General features: G+C 45.9%; 9 protein-coding genes. 1 reads left to right on the forward strand and 8 read right to left on the reverse strand.

Annotated elements, in window-relative coordinates; all coding sequences use genetic code 11:
- Positions 1–321: 321 nt before the first annotated feature.
- From SHEWANA3_RS22035 to SHEWANA3_RS22045, 3 genes are read right to left on the reverse strand one after another with little or no spacing between them, the layout of a single operon-like run.
- A complete protein-coding gene (locus SHEWANA3_RS22035) occupies positions 322–1428 on the reverse strand; it encodes a TraU family protein (RefSeq protein WP_244096633.1) in 1107 nt (368 codons plus the stop codon).
- Positions 1429–1469: 41 nt separating this feature from the next.
- Complete coding sequence (locus tag SHEWANA3_RS22040) at positions 1470–2708, reverse strand: TrbC family F-type conjugative pilus assembly protein (RefSeq protein WP_166485397.1); 1239 nt, start codon at positions 2706–2708, stop codon at positions 1470–1472.
- Positions 2709–2745: 37 nt separating this feature from the next.
- Positions 2746–3252 (reverse strand): S26 family signal peptidase, encoded by a 507-nt coding sequence (locus tag SHEWANA3_RS22045; protein ID WP_011711546.1) that lies wholly within the window; start codon positions 3250–3252, stop codon positions 2746–2748.
- Between the two features lie 74 nt (positions 3253–3326).
- Here SHEWANA3_RS22045 and SHEWANA3_RS23370 point away from each other — a divergent pair, with 74 nt between their 5' ends.
- On the forward strand, positions 3327–3752 hold the full coding sequence (locus SHEWANA3_RS23370) for a hypothetical protein (protein WP_011711547.1): 426 nt from the start codon (positions 3327–3329) through the stop codon (positions 3750–3752).
- Between the two features lie 141 nt (positions 3753–3893).
- On the opposite strand, the gene SHEWANA3_RS22055 is transcribed toward SHEWANA3_RS23370, so the two are convergent.
- The 5 genes from SHEWANA3_RS22055 to SHEWANA3_RS22075 all read right to left on the reverse strand — a co-directional run bounded on the left by SHEWANA3_RS22055 (position 3894) and on the right by SHEWANA3_RS22075 (position 12325).
- Positions 3894–4346, reverse strand: a complete 453-nt coding sequence (locus tag SHEWANA3_RS22055) for an RES family NAD+ phosphorylase (RefSeq protein ID WP_011711548.1) — start codon at positions 4344–4346, stop codon at positions 3894–3896.
- Complete coding sequence (locus SHEWANA3_RS22060) at positions 4343–4804, reverse strand: antitoxin Xre/MbcA/ParS toxin-binding domain-containing protein (protein WP_011711549.1); 462 nt, start codon at positions 4802–4804, stop codon at positions 4343–4345. Before SHEWANA3_RS22060 ends, SHEWANA3_RS22055 begins: the two co-directional genes overlap by 4 nt.
- 135 nt (positions 4805–4939) lie before the next feature.
- Complete coding sequence (locus tag SHEWANA3_RS22065; protein ID WP_011711550.1) at positions 4940–9184, reverse strand: Ig-like domain-containing protein; 4245 nt, start codon at positions 9182–9184, stop codon at positions 4940–4942.
- Between the two features lie 185 nt (positions 9185–9369).
- Positions 9370–10275, reverse strand: coding sequence for a thioredoxin fold domain-containing protein (locus SHEWANA3_RS22070; protein WP_011711551.1), 906 nt, complete (start codon positions 10273–10275; stop codon positions 9370–9372).
- A gap of 55 nt (positions 10276–10330) precedes the next feature.
- On the reverse strand, positions 10331–12325 hold the full coding sequence (locus SHEWANA3_RS22075; protein ID WP_011711552.1) for a helicase-related protein: 1995 nt from the start codon (positions 12323–12325) through the stop codon (positions 10331–10333).
- Positions 12326–12345 lie beyond the last annotated feature (20 nt).

Genomic DNA, 12345 nt, shown 5'->3' on the forward strand with positions numbered 1-12345 from the left:
TGGGGCAACTGTTTATCGTTGTCCGGGACTCGTTTTTGGCACATGTTTGTAAGCCATTTACCGTGGTGAGTGAATAGCCCGGTGTCGAGCATGACACTACCGGGGCTGCATAAGTGTACTTAATACAGGTGCCATTGGAATAGCTCCACCCTGTTGGGCAGGAATACTGAAGAGATACTGGCAATGGGAGATCTGCAAATGCAGGGCTACTTGTGAGAAATAGCGCCAGAAAACTCATAGTTAAAATATTGAATAAGTAAATGCTTCCTATTCCGTAAGAGATTACCTTTTCCCACCACGTAACCAGTTTATCTTCCATTGTTATTGAACCCTCACACAGCAATCGGTGTATCTGAAAATTGAATAAACCGCGTGTTGGTCTTTTCCATTACCAGGAGACTTTCTACCTGAACCCCACCAAATCGTAGGCCAACCGAGAGGGTGACAACATTCATCCCATGAACCATCTAGGGTTGATTTATTTTTATCTTCGCTGTTGTCGTAATCGCCAGTTTCAGGATTTTGTAGATCCTCAATATTAAAAGCCTTCGTGGGTTTCACGGCTGATGCTGCTGCAGGATTCGCTTCAGGAGACGGATACATCATAGAAATTTTGTACTGCGCCTTAGGGATCATTGGACTGTACTCGGCGTTACACATCGCCTCTTTACCGTAAGTTTTTCGTGCTAACCCCCTGCGATGTAGCGCAGCAAGTGAACGAGTCGTGATTAACTGGGTATTGCGGATAAAATCATTGTCGGCCCCAATAAAGCCGGTTAATGGATACAAGGGACCATCTAAGCCAGCGCAGAACCACAGTGCCTCGTTAGCACTGCCGCTACTAGCAGTGATCATCCCATCGGCAACACAAATGGCGCGGCCAACAGGATTCGCAATCGGAATTGCGTCAGGAGTGAACAGAAATGATAGCGCCGAGTTTTCGTAGGTGACATCGAGAATTGACATGTACGCAATATCGAGGTCAAAGTAACCAGGGGATGTGTCGCACTCAGGCAACAAGAAAAGACCTAACATCTTGAAAACCGGATTGATGATGTAGTTGTAATGTAAGAACGATACCGTTTCGGCAGATTGAGTATCTGGGTTGGATGCCCTCCCCCGCATCGTCATGTCATTTTGTAGCAAGGTTCCACCCAGCGTTGGACTGCACCATGGCGTTGCAGAGACTTCTACTAAATGATCAGGTGACCAGTAACCCAGAGATACCCCAAGCTCCGGCACACCCAGAGCATCCGAGCATGAGCATAAACGACTCGAATTAGCCCCTTTAGGCACATTGTCCGAGAATCCGGCGAGGTTAAAAGGTAGCGTACATGACCAGCAAAAAGAGTTAATCAGGTTTGAGAAATAGCCAGCATCGGGGCAAACCGAGTCCGGCATACTGTTCGCACTCACATTTACGGACATCATGGAAGCCAGAAAAACAGCTACTTTTGCGAACTTCTTCATCATTTGGCACCGCCATTTGGAGCTACTAATAGTGTCGGTAATCCCGCATTACTCAGAGTTCGTTGACCAATCTCAGTGACGCGGATTTCTCCCTTAAACAAATCAACTAATGCGGGTAAATGCTCAAGCTGAAAACGAGACACCATCGTCGGTTGCATCAAGTACAAGCGACGGCCTAGTTTTGTCTGCAACCGGTTAAATTCGGTTAAATCGCTACCCGCTGGCAGAGCTGATAGCAGCACGTAAACTTGCTTGTGATCTGTCACGGAAAGTACATCATTCATCCACGCCAGCTGACGCTCACTGGTTGGGTCAATCATGAATAAGCGGGTTTCCATTTGGAGTAATGCTGTAGGATCTACAACATCACCGGCCTTGGCAAAATACTGGCCATCCGGCGTTGTTTGGTCTTGGGTAAAGCGAACACGCGGGTCAATTTTGTAACGCACATCCTCGTCTTTAAGGCTCTCTGTCAACTGAACCTCTTTACGGTTAACGAATCGGCTAACGGCCTCGTGCTTTTTCTCTTCCCAATCTACTTTTTTGAGCTTCTGTTGGATAAGTTCGAGCATGTCCATCTCAGTAATGTCGTAAGTGTCTGACAACTTCCCGAGCGAGCCGCTTTGCAACAAGCCTTCGGACTGCTTAACGAAATCTTCTAATGACTGTAGCCCTGTCGCGGTAACCACTTTGCCACCGTTGCGATACACCATTGTTGGCGCTACTTCGACTGCATAGGTATTAAACAAACGAGGGTCGATGATAACTCTTGGAGTCACATCTAAATCTGCTTCATCTATCGCTCTATGAATGGCGTTGGAGGCATCACGCAGGCTTTCAGATTCATCTTTCAGGCCTCTAAATACGACTGTTGTTTTAACTTGGCTTTGAGATGCTGCTCTCAGCGCTGATTTCAGCGTGTATGCTGGCATACCGAATGAAGCGAAAATGAATACCTCTCCGTTTGCGGCTATCTCTTGCTGCACAACAGGCGTGACAGGTTCTGGCTTTGGCAGCACTTGATACCTGATCGCATCGGCCTGCTGGGTGAGCATTTGTGCTTGTGAAATGTAAGATTGCTGCCCCCAAGCAGCGGGGAGGCCACCTTGGGGCTGCTGGGTATTGTTCTGCCTCATAGCCTCGATTTGGCTACGGACGTCATCCATCTGTCGTTTTGCATCCAGAATAAACTGCTGATTATCGTCTGTAGCCATTGCATCGAAATAAATGGCAGACATCGATACCGCCACAAACAAGCTAACAAGAAACTGTCTATTAGATAATGAGGTAAGCACGACCAATCACCTGCTGAGTTTTGATTGAACCAAAGAAACGACTGTCATAACTGCCAGGTTCTGTGCCTAACACAAAGATCCCGCCATTCTCTACAGTCCTAGTACCAATGAGCTTTTGCACATCGATATTCAGCGCATTCGCAGCATTGTCGATAGGTGCTGGGAACCTGTGTTTTTTGTTGGTCACACTAAACCTCCCTATTTCTACGAGGTCTCCTTCGACACCTGCCACTAACTTTATGATGTTGATCCCTGACGGAAGAATGTCGGTTTGAGGAGACATGAACATCACCAGCTCGCCGCTATTAACGGTTTTTTGTCGTGTGTCTACCACGAATACAGAACCAGGAATGCATTTATCGCTGTTGAGTACCAATATCAGTTTATAGCTATGACTAAACCACGTAGTAGCAGCTGTAATGACGGCAGCAATGCAAAATGGAAGTAAATACGTGTGACGCCAGTGAGCCTTGTCGAATTTGATCATCTACACATTTCTATTAACACACAGTTCATGAATATTACTAGACGGAATGCAGTTCAGCAACAACGAGATCGGCGATGAAATCTACTGTGAATGACTTAGAGCTAATTTTGAATCAACTAGGAATTGACCCGACAACACTGATCCCAGTGAATATTACAGGTCTTACAATTGAAGAGTTGGACCGCATTTCCGCACACGTAGAATGTGGTAAGAGTTTTGTGAATTGCTGTAGGACTCAGAGCATATTGAATGCTGACGTTATAGTGCAAGGGATCGTGATTGTCGCAATAGGTGATAATTTAATCGCGCTAGATCATCGATGGTTAAAGCGTGGCGACTACTATTTAGACCCCACATTTAGTTTATTCAACAGCACCAGCAGCCCTAATGATACCTATGTTCTTAGCTACTTTATGCAAATTGAAGTTGCAACCGCAAATGCTGCTAATGATTCAATATCCGATATTTCGATCGATTCATTAAGCAAACTAGCTCGATAATGTACAACCATCTTCCGTTTAGACCCGTTTAACCGAGGCTTCAACCACCTCGGTTTTTTTTGGGTTGGGTTAGATTTTACTTGTCATAAATAAAATGAGAACCCGCTTAATTCGAGTTGTCTATGCTAGCTAATCAACAACTTAAATTAGTCTTGGATCGATTTGATATTTTAAATCAACGGCATTCTTAACCGACTCAATTACAACTGGATTGGAAGGGTTGACCAACACATTGTGCTCCAAGGGCACAATAAACGAGGGCACCATCAGTCCAGCCGCCGATTCAGACTCTATAAACGAATCTCCAAGCCCTCTGGACATGATTTCGTTATATCGCCACCCCTCGGCCAATTCGCTTTGTGGCAACATCATCAATTCACTTTCGGGCAATTCCAGTTCAAGCGTGACGAAGTTATCGAATCTTCGGGGTGAATTGAGATGCACTAAGACTTCTAGGATTGCTAGAGATAGTGTAGGAGAGGTATACACCATCGGTACTCCCAATGAGTTCCAGCGCCCCCCATACATTGCAGCCCCTTGTCCATTCCATGCAGAATCCACGTACTGCTTTGATACAATGCGATAGAGCTTCACATGTAAACTCCGTGCATTAATCTATTAATTAGACGAATGACATCTACTGTGCCCGACTCAGAGCCCATTAACTCAATTGGTCTTTTACCGTTCAATCCAATTGCGGGTTCATTGAGCCATTGAATAGCATCTGCCTTGTTTCCACCAAGCATCAAAGTTGCTGCTTCATACATTCGTATCATCCGTGCAAACGCTTCGCTTTCACTAGGCTTCAGTCGATGTTCTTTATCCTTTACCCGACGGGCGAAGGTTGCCCGGCTTAAACCGGCATACTGGACAAGGTTCGTAACGGGCATGGAAACGGCTTCGGCAAAGCGATTCACAACATCAATACTAAACCCATGATTAATTGCGTCACTTAGCACAGGGCCTTCGCCAGCAGGCAACCCCACTTTAGCCCAGATAGATTGATGTACTTTAGGTTTTAATCTGAACTCACGTAATTGTTGAACTGCCATATCAATGACTCCTGCATTCCAAATTTATGAATAATTATCGCACTACAAGTCTCATTTGACAAATTTTAATGTCTCACATGATAATCTAGTTATAAAAAATCCCGCAACAATAGCGGGATTCTTTATTTGAACGGTTTAATTTGTGTAATGTTTCTCAATAGAATTTGAGTAAGCGCCAGAGTCATCCACGCCTCTAGCGATAATCACAGCGCTATAACCAGTCGACTTACTTACGTAAATATAAGAGCCAATGTAGGGTGATATTTCACCGTTTATGCTCCACTCGTATTTCGCCATCTTACCATCTTCGTCAGTACACATCAGATCTAGTCGGCGAATGTTGGAATAATTGCTTTCCTTCACGTTACATTTGGGTTCTACGTTTTTGGCCACGGGGATTTCCATTTCGTACTCCCGTTGGATGTTGAATACAGATGTCATAACCGCTTTTAGTCTATGTACACCCGCTTCAACGCCACTTACCACCACCCTCAGATTGGTAGGCTCCACCAGCTTGCCATCGAGATACCAACTGACCGTATTAATGCGGTCTAATGGGTGGCCCATTTTACCCGACAAGTTTGCAATCACGGTTAGTGGCTCACGCATCATAGTGTTGCTATAACGTGGCTCAATGTTCAACTGCGGCTCCGGCGCTTGGTTGGTGCCGATGTAGCTAGAAACGACCTTAGCGTTACCACGGTTGTCAGTAATAGTCGCCTGCACATTCTCTGTACCCGCTTCTTTTACGTTGAACACTACTTGTTTGTCGGTCTTGCGCACCACCTCAAATGTCTCGGGAATTGTCCACTCAACCGAGAACGTCACTCCCGAGTAGTACGGAGGAAGGTCAGTCGGAGTGTTAATCAACATAGAGCCTGACGTCGGCGCATAGCTGCTGCTCGTCTTACTTATAATCTCAAACGATGGGAAACTATAACGCCATGCTGCTGGAGTTAAGCGCTTCAGGTTTTCTGTCTCAGTCTGATAGCCTTCGGCCCATGATCGCACTTGGATATTCACCAGTTTATTAGTGACATCTTCAGCCGTTGGCGTGTAACTGATGGACGGCGCTAACGTCTTGGTGCCGTCTGGTAATGTCCACTCAGTGATGATTGGCGTACCCGCAGCGGTATCCGCTAGCTTCGTAGTCGCTTCCAGTGTGTACGGAACGCCTTCTTCCATCGCCTTGATCACCGGCAATGCCATTCGCACAGGTTGTAAACGTGCGGCACGTACAATCTTAGTAGCCTTCGCATACCTGGCGTCGCCAGCCAAATCAGTATTCACATAAGCTGCGCGAGCATAGATGTTATAGCGAGTTTCACTGTCCATCGTTAACGTGAAACTATCATCACCTTTCACCCAGTTCACGCCATCTAACGACCATTCTACTTCGGTTGATGTCAAATCGACTGATTCATCATTATCAAGCAGCTTATATTGGCCAATCTCGCCAGCATGTAATGCACTAACACCCTCAATCTTCAGTTCTGGTTGGTCGTACACCAACACCTCTTGGAAATCGGTGGTCTGTTTAATACCGCTGTACTTGTTAGCAATCTGGGCTCTAAATTGATAGATACCTTTGTTAGATAACAGGATTTGCACAAAGTCTTTGTTAGTGGCAATTTCTTCCCATGTACCGCCACTATCTTTCGACATTTCCCAAGTCACGTCGCCTTTAGCACGACGGTCATTTAGTGTATTAGGTACGTATAGCAATTGAGCCGCGAATGGCGCTTTACCCGCCATGCGCTTTATCAGGATATCTCCGTCAATAGCCTCACCTTTATAAATCTGGAAAAATGCAGAATTACTCTTAATCGTTTTTTGGTAATCAGCCAGTTTACTGTCCACAGTCACCAGAGCCACTAAGCGAGAACTGCCGATAGAAAAGTCCTTGAATGGGATTTCCGCAGATGCCACACCTTCACTGTTAAGCTTTAATGGCTCTGTTAGGTTTTGATAGCTAGTACCTTCTTTGTTTCGCGACTCCAATGCAATGACCGCAGACCAATCACCCATAGTCTCTTTATCGTAAGTCATTTTTCGAGTTAAGAAGTCCAGAGAGCCAATACTCACTTTAGCAGTGATCGTAGACTGAGTGTTTTGAAGTACCTCGGGGGTTTCTAGCTTCGCTACAATAGTATTAGCTGGCACAGTCAGAACTTTAACCTTCTTAGTGCCTAACGCGGTTTTGTCCCCAGTGTACTGAGCTTTTAGCTCAATATCTCTTGTGGTCCACAAGGCAGATGCCCCCACACTTAAAACTTTACCAATCCGCTTTTTAGACTGAGCTGAGCCTGATTGTGTGTAAGGGTATGACACCTGAGTGCCATCACTGCTAGTGATTGAAAAAGTTAAATCACCGTTAATAAACTCAGCTGACGTGGTGGTAATCACCCCACCATCAACTGTCGTCGTAAAAATGTCAGGTTTAAATTCACGGTATTTAGCAACAGTTACTACTGGCGGCTCCGGCTCAGTCACTTTAAATGCTTGCGAACCCACAAAGCTGAGCGCTTCTGAGTTTTTTCGGTTGATCATCCAAACCTTGTACTTAGCCTCGTTAAGTGAGGATGTACTGGTCGCTTTTTGGAACGTACCCGCGAGGACTTGCTGAGAGTTAGACCATTGAGAGCCTGTGCCATCAGGGAATTGTAGCCATTCAATAAAACAGCGATAATTTAACTGACCACCAGCTTTACGTGCCTGCTCAGCTGACGCATACATGCGACAACCAACCCCCTCGGTGTTTTTGAGTGGCATAGAGACCGCTTGAACACCTCTTCGATAGGTCTGGCTTCTGTCATCTATCTGCCATTTTACTGGCATATATCGAATTGAGACTTCCTGTACTGATGTGTTACCAGCATTATCCTGGACTACCACAGATAGTAATTTATCAGTATTGGGCTCTAATGGAGTATCTGGAGTTTTGAGCATTTTTAAATACTCAATCCCTTCATCAATACCATCTCCAAGAACTGATTGGCCATCGACTGACGCAGCAATCACCTTCCCCCCACCAGACATGGAATCAACAGCCGCAACGAGAATATCATCAAAGAAATAAATAGGGTCGGCTGCGTTAACAATGCCGCCGTTAGTGTTGTAAATCCTGATAGTTGGAGGATTTCTATCGATGTTACTGGACTCACCTACGACACCTTCCCAGGTGTTGCTGTAAGCGTCCGTCAACGTCGCGTATGGGATGTAAACGCCATCTGGAAGCGAAGACAGGTCAAACTCGAATGCCCATACATCGGAATGCTGCTCAACGAGCTTAGGGCTCAGCTTAAGTTCTCCCGTAGGTAAGGTAATAACATCGGTAGAGAGAATGTCATTTCCTGCCAGGTTATAGCTTGGTTGTTTGATTGAATACTGTGGATCTGGTTTTAGCGTAATAGTCGCCTGTGGATGCCACCACGTACCGGATTTACCCGCGTGAGGGGTAGCTACTGTTAATAGCGCTTTTTCGTTATCGATAGTTAGTGTCGTGCCGTCAGCAAATGTTTTAGTGATTGGCACCTCGTTACCCGAGGCCACCGCTTGCATCATATAATCGTCGAGTGTCGCGGTCCTGAAGTCCCATGCGAGATTGTATTGCGACTGATATTGGCCATTGATGGTTTTGAAATAGCCATTATCCGAATCTACGCTCATGCTGTAGTTGGTTGAGCCCGTCGAACTGCTAGTGTCGGTAACAATAGTCGTGCCAGCTGTGGACATGGTACATGATGTGCTGCCAATCGGGATGGTACACGCCCCGAGACTCGGCGCATTAACTACTTGGGTATATGGCCTTGAATCGGTCTTAACTTGGACGGTTTTGAGGATGTTTCCCTTGCTGTTGCTGGTTACGTCCGAACCTAACTGGATACCAGTGGTTAAGTCACTTACGATTTCAACGATGTTTGGGGAAATAGCTTGCGCCGCTTCCACAGTCATCGAACCTGTTTCAACCAGCACTTTTTCACTGCCACTGCCAGAATAAATACTTACGGTATACCCGATGATGTTATTGCCAGAGTTATTCAAGTAACCCTGAATACCATCGCTGTAAGTGCTTAACCCTGATGGCAAGCTCCACTCCAGTAAACAGAGCATGTTACCTTGGGATTGCATAAAGGCTTTTGCCGCCGCTACATCCGTCGTTAAGCTACAACCCGCACCGGATCCTTGAGTTGGTTTGATTTGCACCTGCTGGACGTTTGCCACCACTCCTGAAGGTGGGGTCAAGACGATTTCGGGCATTTTTGCAGACAGTTCACCAGTGATGGTTACACCGGATACAGCTAAAGCGTTAAATGACCACGCCGATTGCGCTAGTATAAGTAGCGCTATAGCGGATTTACTGAAAGTTAAGTCGCGCATTCTGAACCCAACATTTTCTTATGATTACATAGGTTATCAGAATTATATAAGTGGATAAATTTATTTACCCATTTTTTGAGCAATTAATGGGAATTTTGCGATGAATTAATACACATTAAATTAATCAAATGTGCTTATAATACCAAGGAGATCCCAATATGGGATCTCCTTATGGAGTTGGGAAATTAATTGACTGATGCGGTGAGTTGTAGCGAGTTTATGGCTTGGGAGATTGCGGCAAAGTTATTCACCACTTTGACCATTTCACCACCATTGCGATAAAACAGCGTCGGCGTACCTTGGATGCCCAGTGTACCCATGAGCTCAGAGTTTTGGATGATGGCCATCTTAGTTTCTGGGGTTGGGGTTGCAGTGGCATAAGCAGCTTTAGTTTGCTTCGCCTCTTCGTGCTTCCACACCGCGTCCTTACCGCCATCAATCATGGCTTGGATTGCTGGGACAGAGTTGGCGCTGATCCACGCTAACGGCACCAAGCGCACATCCAACTGTTTGCTTTCAATCTCGGGTTTCAAACGTGCGAGTAAGCTACTGCAAGCACTACAGAAGGGTTCAAAGAATACATAAATCGCTTTCTCAGCTGACGCTTGTTCATAGCCCAGTTGAATGTATTTCGCCGCAGTGAGACTTTGCCAATCCTGCTCAGTGTAAGTTTGCTGTGCAACAGGTGCGCGTTGTGCTCGACCTGCTTGTTGTGGCTGATTCCTATCGGCTTCGGAGATGCCCAGCGTCGTCGCCCACTGCTCCGTTAAGTTGACGCCATTCGCATCCACCAGACCACCAGCAATAACAAAGTCGCCCGTGCTCCAATAAATTTGTTTTTGGCCACTCAGATCCACCAGCCAACCCGTGATATTTTGCGAACCGTCGGTGACACTCCATTTCTGGATCACTTTGTTATTGGCGTTACTGCTTAACAAAGTTGCTAGGGCCGGAGGGCCATCTTTGGCGACACCCGTTGGTAGTGATGTTTTATAGCTGTTGAACTGGCTCACTACCCAAACGAGAAGGGCAAGAGCCAAGATAACAATAAATGCGATGAACGATTTTTTACTTAACGATTGTTGTTTCATACCTTACCCATAAACCATAAAGCTCTTGAGTTAATAAAATTGTGTTGATTCTGACCTAACTTGAGGTATCAATCAACTCAATTGCATCGTTTAAATCATCAAGATTGATTTTGTAACCGAACAAATATCGCTGATTAACTCCCGTTTGCGAGCGACCTGATTTGGTTAAATCGCCAAATCCTCTCAGTTTCATGTCCTCAATCGCTAGCGTCACGCCATGTGAAATTTGAGAAATTAATTCAAGCCTATCCTTTGATTTTGGGCTTATTTCAGGGGGTAACAGTAAATCAAAGTACCCTACCCCTCCGTGCCTTGCTAAGCGCCCTCTAAGCTGATGGAGTTGGACAAGACCTAGCCTGTCTGGATTCATCACAATGCAGTGGGTTAACCCTTTAATAGTCAGCCCAGTTTCAACTAATGTCGTCGCGACCAGCACGTTTGCATCACCCGTATTGAGCGCATCGATTGCAGCTGCATTCTCTTCGTTTGTTAGCCCTCCATGCGCCAGAACAACCCCGCTACCATCCGGTAGGACGTGGCGATTACTATGGATGAATCGGCACCATTTCTCGTATGTCTCTGTCGCATTCTGAATATCCGCAAATGCCTCACACTTGCTTTCATCTTTTAGGGCGCAAACAATCAATAACTTTTGGCCGCTTTGAAGCGTCGCTAACGCTCTTATTGCCAGGTCTCGACCTGCGTAATGCTCTAACAAACGACTCTCAATACGCTTATCTACGAAGCAATGCTTTAGCTCGTACACCTTCAGCACTCCATGTTTTAGCAAAGCCGCTGTTCGCGGTACTGGGGTTGCTGTCGATTCCAGTAAATGCGCCCCGTCAGCGCAAAACAGCTCGCGCTGTTCAACTGAAAACTTGTGCTGTTCATCCACGACGGTCAGATCAAATGTGAATGGCCACTGTTTGTGTAAAATCGCCGTGGTACCAATCAACATTCGACATTGGGAAATCTCTTCAATGATCTCCCCTTCAATGACTAACGTCGGGCTGATGTCAGGGTAATACTCAGAGAACTCTCTATGTAACTGACGCGCTAAATTCGAAGTAGGCAGCATAATGGCCACTCGCCCACCGGCATCCACAACTGAGGCGGCACAGGTGCCAATCACACAGCTTTTTCCGGTGCCAACGTCACCAATTAACATCATGTGTTGAGATACTGCCGAGGTCATTTGCGTGACCATACTAAATGCCGCGGATTTTTGTTCCTCGGTCATTTGGAATGGTAACGATTTAATGCGGTTATCTATCGCCTCTGACTCAAAATGCAACGGGACACGCTTTACTCCCCACTGTGACGCCAATTCCTTTGCCTCCGCACCAATGAGGACTGCTGCTAACTTACTGACTTGCCGAATCCGTGCGTAACCTCGTTGAACACAATCGGGGAAATGGATCTCCTGTAACATCTGCTCGATGTTGTCACTCGGGGCTGCACCCAGAAATTGCTTTAGTCGTTTGTTACTTACGGTGGTAGCTGAAAGCAGCTCTCTAATCTTGTCAGCACACTCCTTGATAACATCACGTTCTGACAGTAAGCGGCTGAGAAAATCGATTACATTGGGTTCCGCTTTGCTCCTTCCCTTGGCCAGTTCATAGCACACATGCAAACGCCCTAAATCATCGGGGGCAATAAACTCCTGATTTTTTAAGATCAGTTGTTGGTTTTGATATTCCGGTAAGCCATAGACATAGATAGGGTGATGCTGATTAGCCATCGCGAGCCCGTTGCTCAACGACTTTAGATTTTCAGCTGTGTCGTAAACGAAGGTTTTAAGTCGAAACCCCAGTTGGTCTGTCAGCTCAACAATGATGAAGGGACTGCGTTTTTTAGTGCGTCCTAACTTGATGTCAGATACAGAGTGAATATGACCGCCGAAAAGTGTCATCCCAGAGAAGCGTTGATAGGGATTCAAGTCATATTGAACAAGGCGTAAATCTTTGTATTGCAGAGGCATGACAAGTCCAACTTGCCATAACTCAGTTATGCCAAACTTGGATAACTGCTCTAAAGACGTGTCTGTCATGCCCCAATCCGATTCGTGTT

Origin of the sequence: Shewanella sp. ANA-3, from assembly GCF_000203935.1 — a bacterium.
GTDB lineage: Bacteria > Pseudomonadota > Gammaproteobacteria > Enterobacterales > Shewanellaceae > Shewanella.